General features: G+C 73.1%; 19 protein-coding genes. 16 read left to right on the plus strand and 3 right to left on the minus strand.

The genetic code is table 11. The features are described from left to right. The first annotated feature begins 2 nt into the window (after positions 1-2). From Dsi01nite_RS32260 to Dsi01nite_RS32270, 3 genes are read left to right on the plus strand one after another with little or no spacing between them, the layout of a single operon-like run. A complete protein-coding gene (locus Dsi01nite_RS32260; protein ID WP_203850091.1) occupies positions 3-902 on the plus strand; it encodes a carbohydrate ABC transporter permease in 900 nt (299 codons plus the stop codon). A gap of 37 nt (positions 903-939) precedes the next feature. Beyond that, positions 940-2,232: an ABC transporter substrate-binding protein gene (locus Dsi01nite_RS32265; protein WP_203850092.1), complete on the plus strand. Its 1,293-nt coding sequence runs from the start codon at positions 940-942 to the stop codon at positions 2,230-2,232. A gap of 24 nt (positions 2,233-2,256) precedes the next feature. Beyond that, on the plus strand, positions 2,257-3,885 hold the full coding sequence (locus tag Dsi01nite_RS32270; protein ID WP_203850093.1) for an alpha-amylase family protein: 1,629 nt from the start codon (positions 2,257-2,259) through the stop codon (positions 3,883-3,885). Here the strand turns inward: Dsi01nite_RS32270 and Dsi01nite_RS32275 are convergent. Next, positions 3,878-6,250 carry a transglutaminase TgpA family protein gene (locus Dsi01nite_RS32275; RefSeq protein ID WP_203850094.1) on the minus strand — a complete coding sequence of 791 codons (2,373 nt, stop codon included), beginning with the start codon at positions 6,248-6,250 and terminating at the stop codon, positions 3,878-3,880. The genes Dsi01nite_RS32270 and Dsi01nite_RS32275 overlap by 8 nt on opposite strands. Positions 6,251-6,390: 140 nt before the next feature. Between Dsi01nite_RS32275 and Dsi01nite_RS58445 the strand changes: the two genes are divergently transcribed. From Dsi01nite_RS58445 to Dsi01nite_RS32285, 3 genes are read left to right on the plus strand one after another with little or no spacing between them, the layout of a single operon-like run. After that, positions 6,391-6,522 carry a hypothetical protein gene (locus Dsi01nite_RS58445; protein ID WP_275423433.1) on the plus strand — a complete coding sequence of 44 codons (132 nt, stop codon included), beginning with the start codon at positions 6,391-6,393 and terminating at the stop codon, positions 6,520-6,522. Beyond that, positions 6,519-6,845, plus strand: coding sequence for a winged helix-turn-helix domain-containing protein (locus Dsi01nite_RS32280; protein ID WP_203850095.1), 327 nt, complete (start codon positions 6,519-6,521; stop codon positions 6,843-6,845). The genes Dsi01nite_RS58445 and Dsi01nite_RS32280 overlap by 4 nt, the downstream gene beginning before the upstream one ends. A gap of 43 nt (positions 6,846-6,888) precedes the next feature. Further along, a complete protein-coding gene (locus tag Dsi01nite_RS32285) occupies positions 6,889-8,085 on the plus strand; it encodes an alpha/beta hydrolase family protein (RefSeq protein WP_203850096.1) in 1,197 nt (398 codons plus the stop codon). A 56-nt stretch (positions 8,086-8,141) separates the two neighbouring features. Here Dsi01nite_RS32285 and Dsi01nite_RS32290 read toward each other — a convergent pair whose 3' ends face one another. Then, complete coding sequence (locus Dsi01nite_RS32290; protein ID WP_203850097.1) at positions 8,142-10,772, minus strand: winged helix-turn-helix domain-containing protein; 2,631 nt, start codon at positions 10,770-10,772, stop codon at positions 8,142-8,144. A 135-nt stretch (positions 10,773-10,907) separates the two neighbouring features. On the opposite strand from Dsi01nite_RS32290, the gene Dsi01nite_RS32295 reads away from it, so the two are divergent. Genes Dsi01nite_RS32295 through Dsi01nite_RS32315 form a run of 5 tightly spaced genes read left to right on the plus strand, consistent with a single transcriptional unit; the run spans position 10,908 to position 15,949 of the window. Continuing rightward, entirely contained in the window at positions 10,908-13,094 is a 2,187-nt protein-coding gene (locus Dsi01nite_RS32295; RefSeq protein ID WP_203850098.1) for an MMPL family transporter, read from the plus strand. A 40-nt stretch (positions 13,095-13,134) separates the two neighbouring features. Further along, positions 13,135-13,953 carry a MerR family transcriptional regulator gene (locus Dsi01nite_RS32300; protein ID WP_203850099.1) on the plus strand — a complete coding sequence of 273 codons (819 nt, stop codon included), beginning with the start codon at positions 13,135-13,137 and terminating at the stop codon, positions 13,951-13,953. Next, positions 13,950-14,303, plus strand: coding sequence for a VOC family protein (locus tag Dsi01nite_RS32305; protein ID WP_203850100.1), 354 nt, complete (start codon positions 13,950-13,952; stop codon positions 14,301-14,303). Before Dsi01nite_RS32300 ends, Dsi01nite_RS32305 begins: the two co-directional genes overlap by 4 nt. Positions 14,304-14,324: 21 nt before the next feature. Continuing rightward, positions 14,325-15,179, plus strand: a complete 855-nt coding sequence (locus Dsi01nite_RS32310; protein ID WP_203850101.1) for an isocitrate lyase/PEP mutase family protein — start codon at positions 14,325-14,327, stop codon at positions 15,177-15,179. 17 nt (positions 15,180-15,196) lie between these two features. Next, the gene (locus tag Dsi01nite_RS32315; RefSeq protein ID WP_203850102.1) at positions 15,197-15,949 is read left to right on the plus strand and encodes an aminoglycoside phosphotransferase family protein; all 753 of its coding nucleotides are present in this window, start codon (positions 15,197-15,199) and stop codon (positions 15,947-15,949) included. Here the strand turns inward: Dsi01nite_RS32315 and Dsi01nite_RS32320 are convergent. After that, positions 15,936-17,858, minus strand: coding sequence for a PAS domain S-box protein (locus tag Dsi01nite_RS32320; protein WP_203850103.1), 1,923 nt, complete (start codon positions 17,856-17,858; stop codon positions 15,936-15,938). The genes Dsi01nite_RS32315 and Dsi01nite_RS32320 overlap by 14 nt on opposite strands. A 238-nt stretch (positions 17,859-18,096) precedes the next feature. Here Dsi01nite_RS32320 and helR point away from each other — a divergent pair, with 238 nt between their 5' ends. From helR to Dsi01nite_RS32345, 5 genes are all read left to right on the plus strand, one after another. Then, complete coding sequence (gene helR / locus Dsi01nite_RS32325) at positions 18,097-20,220, plus strand: RNA polymerase recycling motor ATPase HelR (RefSeq protein ID WP_203850112.1); 2,124 nt, start codon at positions 18,097-18,099, stop codon at positions 20,218-20,220. A gap of 41 nt (positions 20,221-20,261) precedes the next feature. Further along, positions 20,262-22,139 (plus strand): ABC transporter ATP-binding protein, encoded by a 1,878-nt coding sequence (locus Dsi01nite_RS32330; RefSeq protein WP_203850113.1) that lies wholly within the window; start codon positions 20,262-20,264, stop codon positions 22,137-22,139. A 49-nt stretch (positions 22,140-22,188) separates the two neighbouring features. Further along, positions 22,189-23,673 carry a TerD family protein gene (locus Dsi01nite_RS32335; protein WP_203850104.1) on the plus strand — a complete coding sequence of 495 codons (1,485 nt, stop codon included), beginning with the start codon at positions 22,189-22,191 and terminating at the stop codon, positions 23,671-23,673. A gap of 109 nt (positions 23,674-23,782) precedes the next feature. Next, on the plus strand, positions 23,783-24,358 hold the full coding sequence (locus Dsi01nite_RS32340; protein ID WP_203850105.1) for a TerD family protein: 576 nt from the start codon (positions 23,783-23,785) through the stop codon (positions 24,356-24,358). A gap of 134 nt (positions 24,359-24,492) precedes the next feature. Beyond that, positions 24,493-24,864, plus strand: coding sequence for a cupin domain-containing protein (locus Dsi01nite_RS32345; protein WP_203850106.1), 372 nt, complete (start codon positions 24,493-24,495; stop codon positions 24,862-24,864). Positions 24,865-24,915: the final 51 nt, after the last annotated feature.

The following is a 24,915-nucleotide window of genomic DNA, read 5'->3' on the forward strand; positions in this document are numbered from 1 at the left end:
CCATGACGTCGCTCGAGCCCGCGACGACCGCGGCCGCCGAGTCCGCCACCCCGCCGAGGCGGCGGACCGGGCGCCCGGAGTGGCTGCCGGCGGTGCCGTTCTACGCCGTGTGCGGGCTGCTCGCCCTGCTGTTCGTCGCGCCCGTCGCCTGGCTGGTGGTGTCGTCGTTCAAGAGCAGCGCCGAGTTCGCGCAGAGCCCGCCCACGCTGCTGCCGACGACCTGGAGCCTGGAGAACTACCGCAGGCTGCTCGACGCCGGGCTCTGGCAGAACGTGACCAACAGCCTGATCGTCACCGCCGGCACGGTCGTCGCGGCGAGCACGCTGTCGGTCCTCGCGGGCTACGGCTTCGCCCGGTTCCGGTTCCCCGGCAAAGGGGTGCTGTTCCTGATCGTCCTGTCCACGCTCATGATCCCGTTCCAGTCGATCGTGCCGTCCCTGTACGTCATCCTCGACGCGCTCCAGCTGACCAACTCCCGGCTCGGGCTGGTGCTGGTCTACACCGTGTTCGCGCTGCCGTTCGGCATCTTCACCATGCGGGCTGCCTTCGCCGCCGTGCCACCGGCGATCGAGGAGGCCGCGATCGTCGACGGCGCCGGCTCGCTCTCGGCGCTGCGGCGGGTGCTGCTGCCGATCGTCACGCCGGGCGTGGCCACCGTCGCGCTCTACGCGTTCTTCACCGCGTGGAACGAGTTCCTCGCCGCGCTCATCTTCACCACCCGGCAGCAGCAGTACACGCTGCCGGTCGTCCTGGCCAACCTGCAGACCGGTGCCGGCGGGACGCTCAACTGGGGCGTGCTGGAGACCGGAGCCGTGTTCGCCGCCCTGCCCTGCATCGCCATCTTCCTGATCCTGCAGCGCTACTACGTCGCCGGGCTGACCGGCGGCGCCGTCAAGGGATAGCCCCCACTCCGCACACACCCCCAACAGGAGTCCCGCAATGTCTTCAACGCCCCGGCTGCGCCGGCTGGCGCCGGTCCTGGCCGCCCTCATCACGGTCACCCTCGGCGCCTGCAGCAACACCGACGACGCCACCACGTCCGCGGCCCCGGCCGAACTCACCGGTGATGGCCCGGCCAACCTCTGGGTCCGCGCCGGCGACGAGCCGATGGACAAGGCGCTCGTCGCCGCCTGGAACGACGCCAACCCCAACCGCAAGATCACGATGCTGACGGTCCCGGACGCGCAGTACGTGCAGAAGTACGTCCAGGCGGTCCGCAGCGGCGACGCGCCCGACCTCGTCGCGGTCGACATCGCCAACGTCAAGTCGCTGACCAGCCAGAAACTGCTGACCGACATCACCGCGCAGGTGGACGCGCTGCCCTACAAGAAGGCGCTCGCGCCGGCCGCCGTGGAGGTCAGCACCGTCGACGGCAAGATCTTCGCGCTGCCGCACCAGCTCGACGTGTCGATGCTCTACTACAACAAGACGCTGTTCACGAAGGCCGGACTCGACCCGGCCAAGCCGCCGGCCACGCTGGACGAGGTGGTCGGGGCGGCCCGTAAGATCACCGCCCTCGGCGACGGAAACTACGGCTTCGCCTTCGCCGGCAACTGCGCCGGCTGCAACGCGTACACGCTGCTGCCGTACATCTGGGCCAGCGGCGGCGACATCATGAACGCCGACGGCACCCAGGCGACCCTCGACGACCCGGCGGTCGCGGCCGCGCTCAACGCCCACAAGACGATGTGGGACGAGAAGCTCATGCCGGCCGCGGTCAAGGACGACAACGGCGCGACCTGGCTCACCGGCTTCCAGTCCGGCAAGATCGGCATGGTCGCGCTGGGCAGCTTCGCCGTCAGCGTCTACAAGGCGCAGGCCGGCCTCGACTTCGGCGTCACCACGATCCCGGGCAGCTCGGGCACGTCGGCCTTCCTCGGCGGCGACGTCATCGGCATCGCCAAGGGCGCCAAGAACGCCAAGACGGCCTGGGACTTCATCGCCTGGAGCATGTCCGAGGACGTGCAGAAGACCGTCGTGGCCAAGACCGGCCAGCTCACCGTCCGCTCCGACGCCGCGGACAACAGCTTCACCCAGGCAGAGCCGCGGCTGCTCGCGGCCAACAAGCTCATCGCGCAGGCCAAGGTGCCGGTGACCGCCAAGTACAACTCCCTGTTCATCGACCCGACCGGGCCGTACCTGCAGTTCGTCCGGGACTGGGTGTTCACCGGCGACACCGCGAAGGCCATCTCCACGGGCAAGTCCGGCTTCAGCAGCCGGCTCGCGTCCTGACCCCTTTCCTCAAGGAGTAGCACCATGCACGACCTGAGCTTCCGGTGGCCGCACCCCCGGATCACCACGTCGCTGGGCCCGATCACCGTCCGGATCCACACCGGCGAGAACGTGTACGGGCTCGACCCGGACACCCTGCGGGTGGACACCGACGGTGCCACGACCACCGTCGTCGCCGACGGCCTGACCTGGGCCGGCGGTCAGGAACGCGGCCCCGGGAGCGCGGTCGTGCGCATCGAGGACGAACCCGGCGCGGTCCGGGTGTCGGTCCGCGCCACCCACCGCGACGGCATCCGCTGCGTCGCCGTCGTCCTGCACGACCAGCCGACCGGCGACGTCACCGCCCTGCGCGAGGGCGACCTGCCGGTGCCGGCCACCGGGCGGGTCGTGCAGTACCCGAACGGCTGGTTCGACCTCGCCACCCCGCTGCTCGGGCTCAGGCGGCCCGACGGCACGGTCACCGTCGCCCGCAGCCTCGACGGGGAGGTGCGCAGCAAGCGGTTCGCCGTCGTCCCGCACTTCGACGCGCCGGACACCTGCGACCTCGAACTCATCGCCGACGCCGCCGCGACCCGGCCGTCCGCCGAGTTCGACGTGCCGGTCTGGGAGCTGCGCCGCACCGCGGACCTGGCCCCCGTCCTGGCCGAACACACCGCGCACGTCCGCGCCGCCTACGCGCTGCCCACCTGGGAGGAGCGCACCGACGTGCCCGCCTGGCTGCGCCGGACCTCCCTCGTCGTCTCCCTCAACGGCATGCACTTCACCGGCCGGGTGTTCCTGGACTACGACGGCATGCTCGACGCGCTGCGACAGCTCGGCGAGCAGATCGACCCGGCCCACATCCTCGCCTACCTGCCGGGCTGGGAGGGGCGGTACTACCGCTGGTACGGCCGCTTCGACGTCGACGAGCGGCTCGGCGGCGCCGAGGGCTTCCGCCGGCTGATCGACGGCGCGCACCAGCTCGGTGCCCGCATCATGCCGATGTTCGGCGCCAATGTGGCCGCCCGCGACCTGCCCGGCTTCGAGACCTGGGCGGCGCCCGGGCAGCTGCTCAACCCCAGCGGGCACACCCCGATCGGCTCGGTCGACTGGGACGCGTCCCGGCACTTCGACCACAGCTGGGGCGCCCTGATCAACCCGTCCTACGAGCCGTGGCGCCGGCACCTCGCGGAGCAGATCGTGCGGCTGCACCACGAGTACGGCTTCGACGCGGCGTTCCTGGACATCTCCGCGATGTACAACAACGACCCGCGCGGCAGCACCACGGCCGGCCTGCAGGCCCTCGTCGACCTGCTCCGCGACGGCAGCCCCGACCTGCTCATCGCCGGTGAGGCCTGGTTCGACGGGATCGGCGGCATCATCCCGCTCGTGCAGGCGGGCCACCGCGACACCGTGCCGACCCATCACGACCAGCCGGATCAGGCCCTGTTCACCGGCACCAACCGGTCGTTCGGCCACATCTGCCTCGGCGACCCCGCGCACGGCTCGACCGGCGTGCACGAGGCCGGCTACAACGCGCACTGGCGGCTGCCGGTCCGCGAGGGTGTCATCCCGACGCTCACCGTCGTCGACGACACCCTCACCGCCGCGCCCGACCGGGTCGCCCTGATCGTCCAGGACGCCCAGGAGTACGCGGCCAAGTACCTCAGCTGACCGCCCGGTAATCGTGACGGCCGCCGTGGGCTTGAGCAACCCGCGGCGGGCGTCCGCCATGACGGCCGCCGTGGGCCTGAGCAACCCGCGGCGGCCGTCCGCCGTGCAGGGCGGCCCGCCACCGGCGCAGCACCGACGGGGGCAGCAGGACCGCCCTGATCCGGATGGCGGCGGACGCGTGCCCGGCGAGGTCCTCGCGGACCGCCCCCAGCGCGCTGCGCAGCTCCCGTGCCTCCAGGGGGCGGCGGGCGTACCGGGCGTGCTCCTCGACCTCGTTGAGCTGCCGGACGCCGGCGCGGGCCCGCTCGTGCAGGCGTCCCTCGACGACGAGCCGCTCGACGGTCGCCCGGGGCGTCTCGGTGTCGCGGACGGGCAGCCGGTAGTCGAGCATGGTGTCGATCAGCTCGTCCCAGGCGTGGTGCGCGTGCGATCTCGCGGCGTCCTCGGTGCTCCCGCTGGAGGCGCGGGCCAGCCGGTTCCCGCGGGCCCGGCGGCGGGCCGCCGCGGGGGAGAGCAGGAGCAGCAGGACGAGCGCCCACGGACCGGCCGTCACCAACAGCTCCACTATGGACGGTCCAGCCGCGTCGCCGGGGCCACCGGGGTCGGTCACCACCGGGGCCGTGGGTCCCGGCGTCGGCTCGTTGCCCGTCGCGGTCGGGCCGGGCGCGGGACCGCCCCGCCGCTGGTCCTCCGGCTCCCCGGTCGCGGCGGCGCCCGGCACGTAACTGGTGTCCGCCGAGCCACTGATCGCCGATGGTGGGGTCGCGTCGAACGGCAGCCAGCCGAACCCGGGGAAGTACACCTCGGTCCAGGCGTGCAGCTCCCGGTTGGTCAGGACCGTGCCGCCGTTGCGCTTGACGCCGCGGGCGAAGCCGATCGCGACCCGGGACGGGATCCCCGCCTCGCGCAACAGCCAGCCGAACGCCGCGGCGTACTGGACGCAGAACCCGTGTCTGGTGCGCAGGAAGCCGTCGATGTCGATGTCGGGGCCGACGCCGGTGTCGTAGCGGAAGTCGTTCGCCGTCGAGAAGAACTCGCGGATCGCCGTGACCTTGTCCAGCTGAGTCGCCTTGCCCCGCACCAGGTGCGCGACGGTCGACCGGGCCGTCGCGTTCGCCGGCACGGCGAGCATGTCCTTGACCGCCGGGTCGGTGGGGTCCAGCGGGGCCGCGCCGCGCAGGTCCTCGGGCGTGATGTCGGGCCGGGCGTAGGTCAGCGAGTAGCGCCGCCCCGCCGCGGTCTGCTGCCGTGAGGACACGACCGTGGTCCGGGGGTCGAACGTCCAGCTGCGATCGACGCCGTCGATCCGGGACGGCCACGCGTAGATCGGCAGGTAGCCGTCGCCGAGCCCGGCGGACACCACGATGTCGGCCCGGTGCTCGGTGCTCGTGACCGCGCCGTCCCACGCCGGCCGGTCGAAGCCGTCGAGCACCGGCCTGCCGGTGCCGGCAGGCCGCTCGGCGAAGCCCCGCTCGGTCAGCCGGTCGAGGGTGTTGAGGCGCAGGTAGTACGGGTCGGGTTCGGTCGTGTTCGTGACCGTGACCATGGTGACCGTCGGGCCCTGGCGCAGCCGGCCGGCGAACTCGGCGAGCATGCTCACCGACCGGCTCTCGTCCGGCGCGCCCCAGCCGTCGAGCCGGTCCAGGGCGCCGCCCGGCATGGCGAACGGCACGAGCGGCACGAGGACCGCCAGGCCGACGCCGACGGCGCCGAGCCGCTGGCCGGCGGCGGCGAGCGGCGACGGCTGCCACGGGTCGAGGTCGTGCCCGTCGCCGCTGAACCGCCGGCCGAATCGGCGGACCCGGTCGACGTTGTCGGCCACCAGCAGCCACAGGAAGCCCACCGCGCCCAGGACGAACGGCCACCAGCTGGTGCTGCCGTCGGTCACGGCGACCGGCACCGAATACACCGCGAGCATCGGCAACCCGGCGAGCGCGGGCCGGCGCAGCACGACCGCGAAGAGGTCGACGAGCCAGGCGACGACGGCGACGCCGAGGACGGCGACGAACAGGAGGCTCTCCCGGTCGCTGACGGGTGCCGCGAACCTGCGCATCTCGTCGCCGGCGGTGCGCAGCAGGGCACCGAAGTGGGCGAAGGTGCCCGGTGCGGGGATGACGCCGCCGTATTCGCGGCCGCTGGGGAACAGCCAGGTCAGGACCAGCAGTCCGGCGAGCGCCATGGCCGCGCCCGGCGCCCAGCGCGGTGCGCGCCCACCGTGCGCCAGCAGGGCCGCGCCGCACATGGCCGCCACCACCAGCGCCGCCCGCACCGCCCAGGTCGCGTGGTCGAACACGGTGGTCACCGGCAGCGCGGCCAGCAGCGCCGCCCCGGCGGCCACCAGCGTGAGACGCCTGTCCTGGCTCATCCGGCCCCCGTTGCTCGGCGCTGTCACGATGTTGGACTCCTCAACCCAACGCCCGGTTGCCCGCCCGGGGTTGCGCGACATCGACAACTCTTCGCGAAGTAGCAGTGGCGCCAATCGGTTTGTTGTGCAAACCTATTGGCATGACTTCCGATGCGGCGCCTGCCGGCGATCCCCGCCGGCTCCTCGCCGACGTGCGTGGCCTCATCGGCGGCGGCGTCCTGCTGCTGGGCAGCGCCGGGTTCGCGCCGGCGCAACGACCGCGGTCCCGGTGAACGACGACACCGGGGGCCCGCACCCGGTCACCGGGCTCGACGACGTCGTGCACCAGCGGGTCAGGCTCGGCATCCTCACCATCGCGCACGAGGCCCGCCGGGTGGAGTTCGGCTTCCTGCGCACCCAGCTGGAACTGACCGCCGGCAACCTCTCCCAGCACCTCGGCGTGCTGGAGACCGCGGGCCTGGTCGAGGTCGAGAAGGGGTACGCCGGCAAGCGCGGCCGGACCTGGATCACCCTCACCCCGGCGGGCACCACCGCGCTCGCCGAGGAGATCGCGCGCCTCAAGCAACTCATCGCCCGCGTCGAATCGCCCCAATGACACCCGCCCAATGACACCCGCCCCAAAGACACCAGGAGGCACCATGTCCGCACCGCAGATCGACCGTGCCCGCCTGTCCCGCCGTGGCGTCCTCACCGCGGCCCTCGCGGCGGGGCTCACCGTGCCGTTCGGTGTGCCCGGCCGGGCCGCGGCCGGGGCCGCCGCCGGGCCGCCGCGGCTCGTCCTGCCCGCGCCGACCGGACCGTTCCCGGTCGGCACGGTCCCGCTGCACCTCGTCGACCGGTCCCGCCCGGATCCCCTGACCGGTCCGCCACACCACCGCGAGCTGATGGCCAGTGTCTGGTACCCGGCCCGCGACGTGGCCCGGTACCCGCGGGCGGAATGGCTGCCCGACGCGTCGCTGAACGCGCTGCTGACGCAGAACGAGTTCCCGCCCGACGTGGTGTCGACCCCGTTCACGGCCGGCCGCTCGGGCGCCCCGGTGCGCCGGTCGGGCGAGCGGCTGCCGGTCGTGGTGTTCTCGCACGGCGCGCACGGCCACCGCTTCGAGTACACGACCGTGGTGCAGGAGCTGGCCAGCCACGGATACGTGGTGGTGACCGTGGACCACACCTATGACGCGTTCACCGGGTTCCCCGACGGCCGGATCCTCGAACCGCTGCGGGACGGGGACTTCTTCCTCGGCGCCCGCGACTTCGCCGACGACATCCCGTTCGTCCTGGACTGCATCGAGGACCTCGCCGCCGGGCGGAACCCCGACGCCGATCACCGGCCGCTGCCCGCCGGGCTGCGCGGCGCCCTCGACCCGCGTCGCATCGGCATGTTCGGCTGGTCGAAGGGTGCGACGGCCACCGCCTGGACCATGCTGGCGGACCGGCGGGTGCGCGCCGGGCTGGCCATCGACGCCCCGATGGAGCCGCTCGTCGAGACCGATCTCGACCGGCCCTTCATGCTGATGACCGCCGAGTTCACCCGCGCCGAGGAGCCGGTCGCCCAATGCTGGTCGCACCTGAAGGGATGGCGGCTCAACATCCAGGCCGACGGCGCGAGCCACCGCTCGTACTGCGACTACGAGGTGCTGGTGCCGCAGCTGGCGGCCGTGGTCGGAATGAGCGACGAGGAACTGCTGGGCTGGATCGGCCCCCTCGAGCCGTCCCGGGGGCTGCGCATCCAGCAGGCGTACCCCCTCGCGTTCTTCGACCAGCACCTGCGCCACCGCCGCCAGCGCCTCCTCGAAGGCCCGTCCCGGGCGTTCCCCGAGGTGCGTTTCATCCCGTAGGCGCAGCGTCGCGCTTCCCGACCCACGCCGGTCGGGGAGCGCGGCGCGATCGCCGGTCAGACCAGGCCGAGCTCGCGGGCCCGGCGCACGGCCTCGCTGCGACTCGTCACCTGCAGCTTGCGCAGCACGTCGCGGATGTGGGTGCGCACCGTGCCCACCGACACGTGCATCATCGCCGCGACCTCCTCCGCCGGCGTCAGCGCCGCCAGGTGCCGCAGGACCTCCGCCTGCCGGGCGCTGAGCACGGGCACCGGCCCGGCCACCAGCGGCCGGCCCGGATCCGCCGGCGCGACACCCGGCAGCCGCAACAGCCGGCGCAGGACGGCGTCCGACTCGTAGACCGCGCGCGTGCCGCCGTCGTCGACCGTGAACTCGACCGCCGTCTGCAGCGCCTCCGCGGCCCGTTCCTGGTCGCCCTGGCGGGCCGTGGCCGCGGCGACCAGCAGCCAGGCGTCGACCAGGACCCCCACCGGCAGGCCGAACTGCCGCAGCACCCGGTGCGCGCACTCGACCGCGTGCTGCGGGTCGCCGGCGGCGAGGAAGGCGGCGCCGCGGACCACGTCGACCTCCGGCCGGTCCAGACCGAGGAGGGCCAGTCCCCGGAACGCCTCCTCGTGCCGGCCCATCGCGACCAGGACCCGCAGCTCGGCGAGGTCCAGCTCGTGCCGCACCCATCTGCGGGCCGGTGCCGCGACCGGCGTGCCGCGCAGCACCGACAGCGCGGCGGGCAGCTCACCGCGGGCCCGCAGCAGCCTGGACCGCACGATGGCCAGGCTGGCCGCGTAGACGCTCTCCCGCGGCCCGCTGCCGGCCTCCAGCCCGGCCTCGGCGGTGCGCAGGTAGTGCCAGGCGGCGGCGGTGTCGTACCGTTCGACCGCCACCCAGGCGAGGGCGGCGTCGGCGACGTGCCGCGGCCCCCGGTTCAGCTCCTGGGTGCGCGCCACGACGTCGGACGCCCGCTGCGCCGCGTCGTACGCCGCCCGCAGCCGGCCCAGCAGCGCCTCGGTGAAGGCCAGGTGCTGCGTGCAGTACGCGAGCAGCCCGCCGCACCGTTCGCTGACCGCCGCCCGGACCGCCGCGGCGTACCCGTCGGCGGCCTGGGCGAGCCGTCCCGCCCGCAGGTGCGCGGTCGCGACGCCGGACAGCACGAACACCGACAGCTCGGGCCGGGCCGCGACCCGGCCGTGGTCGACCTGGGGCAGCAGCTGCATCGCCGTCTGCGTGACCGCCTGGAGCAGCTCGGCGTCGCCCGTCTCGTAGGCGACCGACTGCCGCACGATGCAGGCCGCGAGCCGGCTCGGCAGTGCCGCGTCCGGGCCGGGCAGCCACGCGTCACCGGCCAGCAGCCGCTCGGCGCGGGTGATGTCGTCGTGGCTGAGCGCGAGCGCGGCGGCGACCATCACGCCCTCCGGGGTCCCCGGTGTCGCGGGCATGCCGGCGAGCAGGCCGGTGAGCCGCCCGGTCGGCCCGTCCATGATGACCTCGGCGACGGCCAGGTCGTCGACGACGAACCGGGCCGCCGCGTCCCAGGCGCCCACCGCGGCGGCGTGCCCGACCGCCCCGGGCAGCTCGCCGTGGCGGGCGCACCACCGGGCCGCGACGAGCCGGGCGGAGCGCTCCTCCTCGGCCGGCAGCGGCAGCCGGTCGCGCAGCACCGCGCGGAACAGCGGGTGGAACCGGCGGGTGCCCCGCATCCCCGGCACGTCCTCCAGGAACGCGCCGGCCTCCTCGAGGTCGGCGAGCACATCCCAGGTGGCGCCGGTGCCGTGCGGGCCGCCGACGAGCGCCGCGAGCTCGGCGGTGAACGCGTCGAGCCGCCCGACCCCGGCCAGGAGCCGCCGTTGCGGCGGGGTCAGCCGGTCGAGGATCTCCCCGGCGAAGTAGTCGACGATGTAGTCGTGGCCGGCCAGCGCGGGCACGGTCACGCCGTCTTCGTCCCGCATCGCCATCGCGCACAGCCGCACCCCGGCGAGCCAGCCCCGGGTCTGCCGGGTGACCTCGTCGAGGGCGGCGTCGGTCAGGTCGATGCCGTACAGGGCGAACATCGCCCGCACCTCGGCGGGGTGCAGCGCGAGGTCGGCCGCGGGCACCTCGCTGAGCTGGTCGGTCAGCCGGTAGCGGTGCAGCGGGAACTGCGGCCGGTGCCGGCCGATCAGCACGAGCCGGAGCCGGCCCTGCGCGTGCCGCAGCAGGAACTCGACCTCGTGCAGCTGCTCCGCGTCGAGCCAGCCGACGTCGTCCAGGACCAGCACGATCGGGTCATGATGCCGGGCCAGCACCGCCGCCACCTCGATCACGGCCCGGTGATCGGGCCCATCGGTCCAGTCCAGCAGCGCCGCGGGCAGCAGCGCGCCGGCCCGCCGCAGGGCGGCCAGCAGGTGCCGCCACATGCGCGCCGGCTGTCGCCGGTCGTCCTGGTCGAGGGTGAGCCAGGCGATCGTGTCCCAGCCGGGACTGTCGTCGGCCCACGCCGCGATCAGCTGGCTCTTCCCGGACCCGGCCGGGCCGGTGACGACGGTGACCGGCCGGTCGGTCAGGCTCCACAGCGCGTCGATGAGCCGCTCCCGCCGCAGCCACCGCTCCACCGGCTCGGGCCGGGCCAGCTTCGCGGGCAGCAGCGCGGACGCGTCCGCCCGTGCCGGCGCGTCGCCAGTGACGCCTCCACTCGTTTCGATGGGGTCCAGCATGGCAGCGCGGCACCACCGGGCGCCACGCGTGCCGTGGCGGGGGCCCGGCCGGGGGGCGTTTTCCCTGTTCCGGCCCGGTATGGCAACGCAGCGGCCATATGCTCGGTGGGCCGGCCGGTCGAAGGGAGCAGTCTCATGGCGACCTTGCTGCACCGTCTCGGTGCCTTCGCGGCCCGCCGCCGCTGGACCGTGCTCGGCGTGTGGGCGGCGGTCCTCGTCGCCGTCGGCGTGTCCGCGGCGGCGTTCGCGCAGCCGACCACGTCGGCGATCACGATCCCCGGGACCGAGTCGCAACGCGCCATCGAACTGCTGGCGACGAAGTTCCCCGGCACCGGCGGCGCCAGCGCCCGGATCGTCGTCGCCGCGCCGAAGGGGCACACCCTCGACGAGGCCGACTACACCGCGCGGGCCGCCGAGGCGCTCACCGCGCTGGCCAAGGCGCCGCAGGTCATCGCGGTCACCGGGTTCACCGAGGCGACGCTCAGCGCGGACAGGCGCATCGCGTTCGCCGACGTGCAGTACGCGGTGCCGGTCGCCGACGTCACCCAGGAGGCCAAGGACGCCCTCGAGGCGCTCGCCGGGCCGGCCCGCGCCGCCGGGCTACAGGTCGAGTTCTCCGGCGGGGTGGTGTCGACCACCGAGGCGCACGGCGCGAGCAGCGAGCTGTCCGGCATGATCGTCGCGTACCTGGTGCTGGCGCTCACGCTCGGCGGCCTGGTGATCGCCGGCATGCCGCTGCTCAACGCGCTCGTCGGGGTCGGTGTCGGGATGCTGGGCATCCAGGTGGTGACCGGGTTCGTCACGCTCAACTCGACCGCGCCGGCGCTCGCCACGATGCTGGGCCTCGCGGTCGGCATCGACTACGCGCTGTTCATCGTGGCCCGGCACCGCCAGCAGGTCCGCGACGGCATGGCCGTCGACGAGTCGATCGCGGTGGCCACCGGCACCGCCGGCAGCGCCGTGGTCTTCGCCGGCGTCACCGTGATCATCGCCCTGTGCGGCCTGGCGGTGGCCCGCATCCCGTTCCTGACCGTGATGGGCCTGTGCGCCGCGGCCACCGTCGCGGTCACCGTCGTGCTGGCGGTCACGCTCACCCCGGCGGTCCTCGGCGTCGCCGGGCACCGCATCGCCCGGAGCCGCGTCGCGTTCCTGAACCGGCGCGCCGAGCCGAAGGCCAGGCCGTTCGGGCAGCGCTGGGCGCGCGTCGTGACCGCCCGGCCGTGGCTGACGGTGCTGGCCTGCCTGGCCGTCGTCGGCGTCATGGCGCTGCCGGTGCTGGACATGCGCCTGGGCCTGCCGTCGGACGGCACCAAGTCGACCGGCACGACCGAACGCCGCGCCTACGACCTGCTCGCCAAGGGCTTCGGCGCGGGCTTCAACGCCCCGCTCACGCTCGTGCTGTACGGTCCCGGCCGCACCGACATGAAGACCGTCGGCGAGCAGGCCGCGCCGCTGGTGCAGGCCGACCCGGACGTCGCGGTGGCCGTCCCCGCGGCCACCAACCAGGCGGGCGACGTGGTGATCCTGTCGGTCATCCCGAAGTCCGGCCCCGACTCGCCGCAGACCAAGGACCTCGTCAAGCGGATCCGCGCGGCCGGCGAGGAGGCGAAGCGGCAGGCCGGGATCACCGCGTACGTCACCGGCACCACCGCGTTCAACAACGACGTGTCGGACAAGCTCGGCAGCGCCCTCACCCCGTTCCTGACGCTCATCGTCGTGCTCGCCCTGCTCCTGTTGTTGCTGGTGTTCCGTTCGGTGCTGGTGCCGGTGAAGGCCGTCGCCGGGTTCCTGCTGTCCCTCGGTGCCTCGATGGGCATGGTCACCTTCGTGTTCCAGCAGGGCCATCTCGGCGGCGTGTTCGGCGTGCAGGCCCCGGGCCCGATCATGAGCTTCCTGCCGGTGCTGGTCATCGGCATCCTGTTCGGCCTGGCGATGGACTACGAGGTGTTCCTGGTCTCCCGGGTCAAGGAGGCCTTCACCCATCACGGCGACGCCCGCCGCGCGATCGTCGACGGGATGCGCGACAGCGCCCGGGTCGTCACCGCCGCCGGTCTGATCATGGCGGCCGTGTTCACCGCGTTCATCTTCGGCGGCGACGTCATCATCAAGGCGATCGGCTTCTCCCTGGCCGTCGGCGTCGCCGTGGACGCCTTCATCGTCCGCATGACCCTCGTCCCGGCGGTGCTGCACATCCTCGGGCGCAGCGCCTGGTGGCTCCCGCGCCGGTTGCAGCGGCTGCTGCCGGACGTGGACATCGAGGGCACCCGGCTGGCGGCGGAGGCGAGCCACCACCCCGAACCCGAACTGGTGTCACACCGCTGAGGGTTGACCTTCCAGCTACTGGAACGGGTTGACTGGACGCATGACACCGGGCGTCACCATCGGGGAGTTCTCACGGCTGTGCCACCTCAGCGCCAAGACGCTGCGGTATTACCACGACATCGAGCTGCTGGTGCCGGCCAGCGTCGACGGCACCGGATACCGGCGGTACGCACCCGGTCAGGTCGACGACGCGCACCTCATCCGGCGCCTGCGCGACCTCGACATGCCGATCGCCGAGATCCGGGGCGTGCTCGCCGAGCCGGACCCGGCCGCGCGGCAGGACGCGCTGGCGCGGCACCTGGACCGGATGGAGGCCGAGCTCACCCGCACCCGGGACGTCGTGGCCTCGCTGCGGCGGCTGCTGGGGTCCGAGCCCGACCTGCCGGTGCGGCACCGCCGGGCGCCGGGGTCGCCGGTGCTGCGGATGTCGGCGCGGCTGGCCCGCACCGAGGTGACGGACTTCTGCCGGCGGGTCTACCCCGAGATGTACGCGGTCCTCGGCGCGCTCGGCACCGACCCGGCGGGACCCGCGGGGGCGACCTACTCGGCGGAGTTCTTCGAGGGCGAGACCGGTGACGTCGTCGCCTTCGTGCCGGTGGCGGCGTCAGCGGTACCACCCGGCGACGACCGTTTCGGCATCCTCCCGCCCGCCCGGTACGCCGTCGCCGTCCACAGCGGACCGTTCAGCGACTGTGACATCACCTACGGCCGGCTCGGCCGGCACGTGGCCGAGCACGACATCGCACTGCCCGACCCGATCGTCGAGCTCTACCTCGTCGGCCCCGACGAGACCGGCGACCCGGAACAGTTCCGCACCGAGATCTGCTGGCCCATCCAACCTGAGGAGCGCTTCGCATGACCGACCTCGCCATCGCCCACGTCACCGTCGACTGCACGGACGCGGCCGCCCTCGCCGCGTTCTACGCGGCGCTGCTGGACCGCGCGGTGGACCCCTCGCCGACCGAGTTCTTCGCCACCGTCGGCCGCTCGGCCGGCGCCCACCCGGTGCTCATGTTCATCCAGGTGCCCGACCGCACCCCGGGCAAGAACAGCATCCACCTGGACCTGCACACGGCCGACCTGCCCGGTGAGGTCGCCCGCGCGGTCGGCCTCGGCGCCAAGCACGTCGCGGACTTCGCCGAGTACGGCGTGGTTTGGACGACGCTCGCCGACCCGGAGGGTAACGTCTTCGACATCGGCGCGAGCTGATCTTCACCAGGGAGGCGTGGCTTGGACGGCGACCGGCGGAAACGCTTCGTCGAACTCCACCGGGAGGGCTGCTTCCTGCTGCCCAACGCGTGGGACATCGGCAGCGCCCGGATGCTCGAGGCGGCCGGTTTCCCGGCCGTGGCGACCACCAGCGCCGGGATCGCGTTCTCCCTGGGCCGCCCCGACCACGACTTCTTCGCCGAGCACGGACCCGCCGGCCGCATCGACCGCGACACGATGCTCCGGCGGGTCCGTGAGATCACCGCCGCGGTCGCGGTGCCGGTGAGCGCCGACCTCGAGGAGGGGTTCGGCGAGGCTCCGGAGACGGTCGCGACCACGATCAGGATGGCCCTGGCCGCCGGGGCCGCCGGCGGCAACATCGAGGACTTCACCGGCGAGCGGGCCCGCCCGCTGCACGACCCGGCGCTCGCGGTGGACCGCATCCGGGCCGCCCGGGCCACCGTGGACGCCGCCGGCGAGCCGTTCGTCCTCGTCGGCCGCACCGACACGCTGCTGGTCGGCGGCTCCGTCGCCGAGTCCGTCGAGCGGGCCAACGCCTACCTGGCGGCCGGCGCGGACTGCGCGTTCGTGCCGGGCGCCGCCGACGCCGCCACCATCGCCACCCTGGTCCGCGAGCTGGACGGCCCGCTCAACGTCGTCATGGGCCTCACCGGCAACGCGCTCTCCCTCGACGACCTGCGCGACCTCGGCGTGCGCCGGGTCACCGTCGGTGGCAGCATCGCCCGCGCCATGTATCGCCACCTGCAGCGCGCCGCCCAGGAACTGGCGCAGGGCACCTTCACCTACGCCCAGGACCAGCTCTCCCAGGCCGACCTCAACGACCTGTTCCGCCCGCACCAACCCGACGTCGGCTGACGGACCGGAGTCGGCGGGTGGTGCAGACGCACGAACTGCTCGTCGACGGCGGTCGGCTGACCAAGCGGTACGTGTCGTGGTCGCGCGGGGAACACCGCCGGGAGTGGGCCGTGCTGTGCCGGGTGTACGCCCGGTATCCCGACCTGGTGCCCGAGCCGATCGCCGCCGACCTGGATGCCGACCCGCCCACCGTCAGCATGAGCCTGCTGCCGGGCACGCCGCTGACCGACGGCCTGGACACCGGTCAGCAGGCCGCGCTGGCCGCGTCGCTGCGCCGGCTGTGGTCGGTGCCGTGCGCTGACCTCCCTGCCCGCCGGGACCACCCCGCCGAGCTGCACGCGCAGATGACGCAGTGGCTGGCGGGGCTGGACCTGCCCGGCGCGGCGGGCGAGGCCGCCCGCGCCGCCCGGTCCTTCCTGGCCGGGCTGCGCGTCGGCCCCGCCGGCAACACCGTGCTGGGCCACACCGACCCGAACCTCGCCAACTACCTGTGGGACGGGCAGCGGATCCGGATCGTCGACTTCGAGGACGCCGGCCGGTCCGACCGCGAGTTCGAACTGGCTGACCTGGTCGAACACCTCTCCGCCCGGCGCGCCGACTGGACCGGGTTCCTCGCCATGTTCGACCTCGACGGCGACCGGCTGCTCGACGCGCGCCGGCTCTACGCCATCTTCTGGCTGCACCTGCTCCGCCCCGACGGGCCCGCCGAACGCCGGAACCCACCCGGCACCCTGGACCAGCAGGCCGAGCGGCTCCTCAACCTGCTCTGATCATCGAGGGTCCGGCGAACCTGGTCAGCACCTCCCGCACGGTGTCGTCGAGCTGGCGGGCCTGCCGCGCGATCGTGTCGACGGCGAGGAGCCGCCGGTGCTCGTCGAGCTCCGGCCAGTGGCCGATGAGCAGGTCGGCGTGGTCGCGGATGGTAGTGGCCGGTGTGCCGATCCGGTCGCCGAAGATGCCCATCAGATCGAGCTTGAGCCGGTCCGCGGACTCGAGGTCGCGGTTGCGGGCGGCGAGCTCGGCCGCCGCGGTGTCGCGGGCGTGCTCGGCGGCGCGGCGGGCGGTGGTGTCGGTGACGACGGCGATGACGTGGCTGGGCCGGCCGGCCGGGTCGCGGATGAGGGTGACGGTGGCCTCGATATCGACCCAGTGACCGCCGGTGTGGCGGAGCCGTCCCTGGTGGATGTACGCGTCGAGCTCGCCGGTGAAGAGGTCGGCGATGCGGCGGCGGCTCTCGGCGAGGTCGTCCGGGTGCAGCATGTCGCGGTCGGTGCGGCCGGCGACCTGGTCGTGCGGGCAGCCGATCATGGCGGCGTAGGCGGGGTTGGCGTCGATGATCGTGCCGTCGAGGGACGTGATCACCTGGCCCGCGGCGCTGTTGGTGAACAGCGCCCGGAAGCGCTGCTCGCTGTCGGCGAGGGCCTGCTCGGCGGTGCGGGCGGCGGTGATGTCGGTGTTGACCTCGAGCACCTGGGCGGTGTCGTCGTGGTCGGTGCGGTGCAGCACCTGCCGGCTGAGCGTGGTGATGCCGGCGCCGGTGGCACTGATCTGCTCGACCTGACCCTCCCAGCGCCCGTCGCGCAGCAGCGCCGCCAGTTGCGCCTCGGCGTCGCTGCCGCGGTACGTGGTGCACAGCAGCCGTTGGGCCCGCCGGCCGGCCGCGGCGGGCAGGGGCCAGCCGTAGAGGCGTTCGGCGCCGTTGTTCCACCAGCGGATGGTGCCGTCGAGGTCGCGGACGATGATCGCGGCCGGGGCGAGGTCCAGCAGCTGCGCCTGCCGCCGCAGCTGCGCGTCGGCGGTCCGGCGGGCGGTGATGTCCTCGACCTGGTTGACGAAGTAGCGGGGCTGCCCGTCGGCGGCACGCACCACGGCGACCCGGACCGACACCCAGATGGTGTGGCCGTCCTTGTGCACGTATCGGCGTTCGGCGGTGAGGGTGTCCCGCTCGCCGCTGATGAGCTGCCGGGTGTAGGCCGTGGTGGAGCCGACGTCGTCGGGGTGCTGCAGGTCGCGGAAGGTCATCGCGGTGAGTTCGGCGGTGGCGTACCCGGTGATCGCCGTCATCGCCGGGTTGGCGCGCAGGTAGCGGCCGAAGGTGTCGGGCTCGGTGCTGACCAGGGTGAGGCCGAGCGGTGAGTTGTCGAACGTGAGCCGGAACTGGTCCTCGCTGCGCTGCCGCTCGGTCTCGGCGGCGAGCCCGGCGTTGACCCGGGACTGCCGGCGCCGCTCGAACACCGCGACGACGACCGAGGCGGCGTCCTCCAGCAGCCGCACCTGCTCGCGGGACAGGTGCCGGGGCACGGCGTCGAACACGCACAGGGTGCCCAGCACGGCGCCGCCCGGCGTGATCAGCGGCACCGAGGCGTAGAAGCGGATCGTGCCGGCGGCCGGCTTGTCGCGGTAGTCCGGGTGCAGGCTCGCGTCCCGGGTCCAGACGGTCCGGCCCTCCAGGAACCGCACCGCGCACATCGAGTCCGCCCGCGGCGAGTCGCCGCCGACGAACCCGACCGTGGTCAGCTGGTGCTGGCGGCGCTCGTCGATGAGGTTCAGGGTCGCGGTCGGCACCCCGGCGACCGCCGCCGCGAGCCGCACCAGGGCCGGCAGCTCGGCCCCGGCCGGCACGTCCAGCAGCCGGTACTCGTGCAGTTCGGCGATGCGGGCCTGCTCGGATGCGTCCATCGCTCCTCGGATTCAGCCGGGCTGAGCCGGCCCCACAGTCCGACGCCCACCTCAACCCGATCGGCGCCCTCGGCGCGGACCTGAGCGGATTGCGGGGCGGATCTGGATTCCAGGAATGGAAAGAGGAGCACCCACTCCTTCCATTCTTAACGTATACCGTGTCCCGGGGCTTGTGGCAAGACCCGGGTCGTGGCGCAGAATCGCTCCTCGAACGATCGGAGCTGATGACGTGAATTCGCTGACCACCAGTGCGTTCGACCTTCCCGACCACCTGACCCCGAAAGCGGACCCGGCGCTGATCGCCGGTGACGAGCGGCATTTCGCGGCCATCGCGGAGAGCCTCGAGCAGTCGATCGCCGAGCTGTCCGACCGCCTCGACGCCGAACGGATGGCGCCCGGCGGCATCGGTGAGGCGGCGATGAACCGGGACCAGGAGATTCACCGGCTCACCGCCCGCCTGCGGGCGCTGCGCCGCTTCGGGCTGGACCTGTGCCTCGGGCGCATCGTCGGCGCGGACGGCGAACCCGTCTACGTCGGCCGGCTCGGGCTCACCGACGGTTCCGGTCGCCGGCTGCTGCTGGACTGGCGCTCGCCCGCCGCTGAGCCGTTCTTCGGCGCGACCCACGCCAACCCGATGGGTCTGGCCAGCCGCCGCCGGTACCGGTGGACCCGCGGCCGGATCAGTGACTACTGGGACGAGGTGTTCACCGCCGACGGCCTGGAGGGGCACGCCGCGCTGGACGACCAGTCCGCGTTCATCGCCAGCCTGGGCGGCAACCGGTCGGCCCGGATGCGCGACGTGCTCGGCACCATCCAGGCCGACCAGGACGCGATCATCCGCGCCGGATCCGCCGGCGCGCTCGTCGTCGACGGCGGTCCGGGCACCGGCAAGACCGTCGTCGCGCTGCACCGCACCGCGTACCTGCTGTACGCCGACCCTCGCCTCGGGCACCGCCGGGGCGGTGTGCTGTTCGTCGGGCCGCACCAGCCGTACCTGGCCTACGTCGCCGACGTCCTGCCCAGCCTCGGCGAGGAGGGGGTGCAGACCTGCACGGTGCGGGACCTCGTCGCCGAGGGCGCGACGGCGGTGCCGGAGACCGACCCGGAGGTGGCCCGCTTGAAGTCGTCGGCGGACCTGGTGGGCGCGGTCGAGGCGGCCGTCCGGTTCTACGAGCGGCCGCCGGCGAAGGGGATGGCGGTCGAGACGGACCAGGACGAGCTGTGGCTGAGCGCCGAGGACTGGGCCGAGGCGTTCGAGGCGGTGGACCCCGGCACGCCGCACAACGAGGCGCGCGACCAGATCCTTTCGGAACTGCTCGAGATCCTGGCGGCCAAGCACGACGGCGACGTGCCGGACGAGCGGCTGCGCACGTCGCTGCTGCGCAACCGGGAGCTGACCGCGGCGCTGCACCGGGCCTGGCCGCTGATCGAGGCGGCCGACCTCGTCGGTGACCTGTGGTCGGTCCCCGCCTATCTGCGCCGGTGCGCGCCCTGGCTCGGGCCCGACGAGGTGCTGCAGCTGCAGCGGCTCGACGCGCAAGCCTGGACGGTGTCGGACCTTCCGTGGCTGGACGCGGCCCGGCAGCGGCTCGGCGACCCGGAGGCGTCCCGGCGGCAGCACCAGCGCGACGCCGCCCTCGCCGCCGAGCGCGAGCAGCGGGCCAGGGTCGTGGACGACCTCAGCGCGGTCCTCGACGACGACTACGGGGTCGGCCTGGTGACGATGCTGCGACACGAGGGCTGGAACGACACCCTCGTCGACCAGGCGGCCCAGCCCGGCACCACGCCGGACCTGCTGGCCGGCCCGTTCGCGCACATCGTCGTGGACGAGGCACAGGAGCTGACCGACGCGGAGTGGCAGATGCTGCTGCTGCGCTGCCCGTCGCGGAGCTTCACGATCGTGGGGGACCGGGCCCAGGCCAGGCACGGCTTCACCGAGTCGTGGCGGGAGCGGCTCGAGCGGATCGGCCTCAACCGGATCGACCTGGCGGCGCTGACCGTCAACTACCGCACGCCGGCGGAGGTCATGGCGGAGGCGGAGCCGGTCATCCGGGCCGCGATCCCCGACGCCAACGTGCCGACCTCCATCCGCAGCAGCGGCATCCCCGTCACGCACGGATCCGTGTCTGAGCTCGGCGCGATCCTGGACACCTGGCTCGCCGCACACGCCGAGGGGATCGCATGCGTGATCGGCGACCCCACGTTCCAGGCCACGGACCGGGTGCGGTCGTTGACCCCCGAACTGTCGAAGGGTCTCGAGTTCGACCTGGTCGTCTTCATCGACGGTCCCTGGAGCGCCGTCGACCGGTACGTCGCCATGACCCGCGCCACACAACACCTGGTGATTCTCACGCGCGGGTAGACCTCAACCAATGTCGAGGTCGTACGGTGTCCGGTGTGAGCATGGAGAGCACCGCCTGGAGCCAGATGTACCAAGCGATCCACGCGCAGCAGGAGAAACGGCCGTTCTCGGTCGCCACCCTGCGGCGCATCGGAGCGTTCGCCCGTCCGCACCGGGCCCGGCTCGCCGGGTTCCTGTCGCTGAGCGTCGTCACGGCGCTCCTGGCCGTCGCCACGCCGGTGCTCGCCGGCCGGGTCGTCGACGCGATCGTCGGCGGCGGCTCCCGCGACACCGTGGTGACCCTCGCGGTGCTCATCGCGGTCATCGCGCTCGTCGAGGCAGGGGTCGGGCTGCTCGCCCGGCTCCTGTCGGCGAAGATCGGCGAGGGGCTGATCCTCGACCTGCGGACCGCGGTCTTCGACCACGTGCAGCGCATGCCGGTGGCATTCTTCACCCGGACCCGCACCGGCGCGCTCGTCAGCCGCCTCAACAACGACGTCATCGGCGCGCAGCGCGCGTTCAGCGGCACGCTGTCCGGGGTCGTCAGCAACCTGGTCACGCTGTCGCTGACGTTCGCGGTGATGGTGAGCCTGTCCTGGCAGATCACGCTGCTCGCGTTGCTGCTGCTGCCGGTGTTCGTGCTGCCGGCGCGGCGGATGGGGACCCGTCTCGCCCGCCTCCAGCGGGAGGCCGCCATGCACAACTCGGCGATGAGCACGCAGATGACGGAACGGTTCTCCGCGCCGGGCGCGACCCTGGTGAAGCTGTTCGGCCGGCCGGCGGACGAGTCGACGGAGTTCGCCGAGCGGGCCGGCCGGGTCCGCGACATCGGCGTCCGCACGGCGATGAACCAGACCGTCTTCATCACCGCCCTGACGCTGGTCTCCTCGCTCGCCCTGGCCCTGGTGTACGGCGTCGGCGGCGTCGCCGCGCTGCGCGGCAGCCTGGACGCGGGCGCGGTGGTGGCGCTGGCGCTGCTGCTGACCCGCCTGTACGCCCCGCTGACCGCCCTCGCGAGCGCCCGGGTCGAGGTGATGAGCGCCCTGGTCAGCTTCGAACGGGTCTTCGAGATCCTCGACCTGCGCCCGCTCGTCGCGGAGAAGCCCGACGCCCGCACGGTCCCCGCCGGCCCCGTCTCGGTGGAGTTCGACTCGGTCCGCTTCGGCTACCCGGCCGCGGACAAGGTGTCCCTCGCCTCCCTCGAGGAGGTCGCGACCCTCGACACCCGGGGCGGCGTCGAAGTCCTCCACGACGTCTCGTTCACCGCCGCGCCGGGCCAGATGATCGCCCTGGTCGGCTCGTCCGGCGCGGGCAAGTCGACGATCGCGCAGCTGCTGCCCCGCCTGTACGACGTCGACAGCGGCGCCGTCCGCCTCGCCGGTGTCGACGTGCGGGACCTGTCCGCCGACTCGATCCGGGCCACCCTCGGCATGGTCACCCAGGACGGGCACCTGTTCCACGAGTCCGTCCGCGCCAACCTGCTGCTCGCCCGCCCCTCGGCGAGCGAGGAGGAGCTGTGGACGGTGCTGCGCCGGGCCCGCCTCGAAGACCTGGTCGCCGCGCTGCCCGACGGCCTCGACACCGTCGTCGGTGAGCGCGGCTACCGCCTCTCCGGCGGGGAGCGGCAGCGCCTCACGATCGCCCGGCTGCTCCTGGCCGGCCAGCAGGTCGTCGTGCTGGACGAGGCCACCGCACATCTGGACTCGACGTCGGAGGCGGCGGTGCAGGCGGCGCTGGCCGAGGCGCTCGCCGGCCGGACCGCGGTCGTCATCGCGCACCGCCTGTCCACGGTCCGCGCCGCCGATCTCATCCTCGTGGTCGAGGCGGGCCGGATCGTGGAACGCGGCACCCACACCGAGCTGCTCGCCGTCGGCGGCCGGTACGCCGAGCTGTACCACACCCAGTTCGCCCCGGCCGACGAACCGGTCCAGGTGTCCTGACGGAGGTTCAGAGATCGCCCACGTGGAACGGTCCGGATATGTTGGGGGCGTGTCGCAGGCATTCACTCGGGGGCAGAAGAGCCCGCTGTCGGCCCTCACCACGGCCGACGACCTCTACGTGGGCATCTTCCTGGACGCGCCGGGGCTGACCTGGGACGTGTCGTGCTTCGGGCTGGACGCCGGCAACAAGCTGTCCGACGACGCGTACTTCGTCTTCTTCAACCAGCCGGCGTCGCCGGAGGGCGCGATCCGGCAGCTCGGCCCGCAGCAGGGCGACACCGACTCGTTCCGGGCCGTGCTGAGCAAGGTGCCGGAGAAGATCGCCAAGCTGTCGTTCTGCGCGGCGATCGAGGGTGCGGGCACCGCGAGCCGGCTGCGGTCCGGCTACGTGCGGCTGGTCGCGGGCGGGCAGGAGGTGATGCGGTACAGCTTCACCGGCGCCGACTTCGGCGCGGAGCGGGCGATCATCATCTGCGACCTGTACCGCAAGGGTGTGTGGCGGGCGGGTGCGGTCGGGCAGGGGTTCGCCGGTGGTCTGGCCGACCTGATCCGCTCCTACGGCGGCACCGTCGACGACGAGCCGGCACCGGCCGCGCCGGCTCCGGCCGCGCCGGTGGGTGCGGCGCCGGGCTTCGCGCCGCCGCCAGGACCTCCGGCCGCGCCGCCGCCAGGACCTCGGCCCGGACCGCCGCAGCCGGGCTTCGGCCCGCCGCCGCAGTCCGGATACCCGCCGCAGCAACCGGGGTACCCACCGGCGCAGCCTGGCTTTGCGCCGCAGCCCGCGTACCCGCCGCAGCCGGGGTATCCGCAGCAGCCGGGGTATCCGCAGCAGCCGCCGGTGCAGGGTGCGCCGCCACCCGGGCAGGGTGAGCGGGTCCAGCCGGGTGCCATGGTCAGCCTGCAGAAGTACCGGGAGGTGCCGGCGACCGGGCGGTGGACGAAGCAGAGCAGCAAGATGGTGAAGGTGACGCTCGGCCCGGAGTTCCACGCCCGCCGCGGGTCGATGGTCGCCTACCAGGGTGACGTCGAGTTCATCTACAAGGGCTCCGGCGGTCTGCGGGCGATGTTCGAGGGCTCCGTCACCGGGCAGGGCCTCAAGCTCATGACGTGCAAGGGCCAGGGCGAGGTGTTCATCGCGGAGAACGCCACCGACCTGCACATCGTCGAGCTGCAGGGCAACTCGCTGTGCATCAACGCCAACAACGTCCTCGCCTTCGACGCCACCCTGCGGACGGAGATCCAACGCATCGAGAGCCCGGGCATCCCCGGCGGCGGCGTGTTCCATCTCGTCGTGTCCGGCCAGGGGTCGGTCGTGGTCATGACGCGGGGCACGCCGGTGACGCTGCTGTGCCAGGGGCCGACGTTCGCCGACATCGCCGCCGTGGTCGCCTGGACCACGGGAATGCGGGTCTCGGTGTCGACCCAGGTCAGGGTCTCCCGGCAGGTGTACACGGGCGGCCCGGCCGAAGGCCTCGCCCTGCAGTTCATGGGGTTGCAGGGCCATTTCGTCGTGGTCCAACCCTACGAGGTCTGAAATTCATGCGGCGCGTCTGCCAACCCTCCCAGCGGACGTTCAGGGTGGCGGAGCATGATGGCTTACTGAGAGCGGGCTGTGCCCGTGCCCGGCAATACCTGGAGGATTCATGGGAGTCAGCCTCACCAAGGGCGGCAACGTCAGTCTGACCAAGGCCGCGCCTGGCCTGACCAACGTCAACGTCGGTCTCGGCTGGGATGTCCGCACCACCACTGGTGCGGACTTTGACCTCGACGCCAGCGCACTGCTGCTCGGCGCCGATGGCAAGGTCCTCAGCGACCAGCACTTCGTGTTCTTCAACAACCTCAAGTCGCCCGACGGCTCGGTCGAGCACACCGGTGACAACCTCACCGGTGAGGGTGAAGGCGACGACGAGATGATCAAGGTCAACCTCGGCGCGCTCGGCCCCGAGGTCGACAAGATCGTGTTCCCGGTCTCGATCCACGACGCCGACGCCCGTGGCCAGTCGTTCGGGCAGATCACCAACGCCTTCATCCGGGTGGTCAACGCGGCCGACAACAACGAGCTGACCCGCTACGACCTGACCGAGGACTACTCGACGGAGACCGCGCTGGTCTTCGGCGAGCTGTACCGCAACGGCGCCGAGTGGAAGTTCCGCGCCGTCGGCCAGGGCTACGCCTCGGGCCTGGCCGGCATCGCCAAGGACTACGGCGTCAACGTGTAGCAACCGGTGGACGACGACGGCGGGCCCGCGCACGCGAGAGCCGGGCCCGCCGGCGATCTGGTCAACTTGGTTGACGGTTTCCTCGGGAACGTGTTTCGATGTAGTCAACCAAGTTGACCGCATCGGAGGTTCTCGTGCCCGTGCTCAGCCCCGCACCCGCGATCACCCCGTTCCCCGGTGCCACCTTCCACCCGCTCGTCGCCCCGAGCCGCGGCGCCGAGCGCACCAGCGTCTGGCAGGCCACGATCGAGCCCGGCCCGCTGCCCGACCCGCACCAGCTCACTGCGGAAGAGGTATTCGTCGTCCTCGACGGCACGGCCACCGTCAGGCTCGCCGGCGAGACCCTCACCGCCGGGCCGGGCGACGCGATCGTGGTGCCGCCGGACACCGATTTCGCCCTGCACAACACCGGCGCCGGACCGTTGCGCCTGCTGTGCGCCCTGCCCGTCGGCGGTCAGGTCCGCCTGCCCGACGGCGCCGTGTTCACCCCGCCGTGGACCGCATGACCCCCGGACCCGGCGAGCCGCCATCGGTGCCGCCGCCATCGGTGCCGCCGC

This window comes from Dactylosporangium siamense, assembly GCF_016862795.1.
Taxonomy (GTDB): Bacteria; Actinomycetota; Actinomycetes; order Mycobacteriales; family Micromonosporaceae; genus Dactylosporangium; species Dactylosporangium siamense.

Excerpts from the sequence above, each read along its gene's own strand:
- Dsi01nite_RS32295 (WP_203850098.1), top strand. The coding sequence starts at position 10,908 with ATGGCGACCTTGCTGCACCGTCTCGGTGCCTTCGCGGCCCGCCGCCGC.
- Dsi01nite_RS32300 (WP_203850099.1), top strand. The coding sequence starts at position 13,135 with ATGACACCGGGCGTCACCATCGGGGAGTTCTCACGGCTGTGCCACCTC.
- Dsi01nite_RS32305 (WP_203850100.1), top strand. The coding sequence starts at position 13,950 with ATGACCGACCTCGCCATCGCCCACGTCACCGTCGACTGCACGGACGCG.
- Dsi01nite_RS32320 (WP_203850103.1), bottom strand. The coding sequence starts at position 17,858 with ATGGACGCATCCGAGCAGGCCCGCATCGCCGAACTGCACGAGTACCGG.
- Dsi01nite_RS32270 (WP_203850093.1), top strand. The coding sequence starts at position 2,257 with ATGCACGACCTGAGCTTCCGGTGGCCGCACCCCCGGATCACCACGTCG.
- Dsi01nite_RS32330 (WP_203850113.1), top strand. The coding sequence starts at position 20,262 with ATGGAGAGCACCGCCTGGAGCCAGATGTACCAAGCGATCCACGCGCAG.
- Dsi01nite_RS58445 (WP_275423433.1), top strand. The coding sequence starts at position 6,391 with ATGACTTCCGATGCGGCGCCTGCCGGCGATCCCCGCCGGCTCCTCGCC.
- Dsi01nite_RS32340 (WP_203850105.1), top strand. The coding sequence starts at position 23,783 with ATGGGAGTCAGCCTCACCAAGGGCGGCAACGTCAGTCTGACCAAGGCC.
- Dsi01nite_RS32275 (WP_203850094.1), bottom strand. The coding sequence starts at position 6,250 with ATGAGCCAGGACAGGCGTCTCACGCTGGTGGCCGCCGGGGCGGCGCTG.
- Dsi01nite_RS32290 (WP_203850097.1), bottom strand. The coding sequence starts at position 10,772 with ATGCTGGACCCCATCGAAACGAGTGGAGGCGTCACTGGCGACGCGCCG.
- Dsi01nite_RS32260 (WP_203850091.1), top strand. The coding sequence starts at position 3 with ATGACGTCGCTCGAGCCCGCGACGACCGCGGCCGCCGAGTCCGCCACC.
- Dsi01nite_RS32265 (WP_203850092.1), top strand. The coding sequence starts at position 940 with ATGTCTTCAACGCCCCGGCTGCGCCGGCTGGCGCCGGTCCTGGCCGCC.
- Dsi01nite_RS32285 (WP_203850096.1), top strand. The coding sequence starts at position 6,889 with ATGTCCGCACCGCAGATCGACCGTGCCCGCCTGTCCCGCCGTGGCGTC.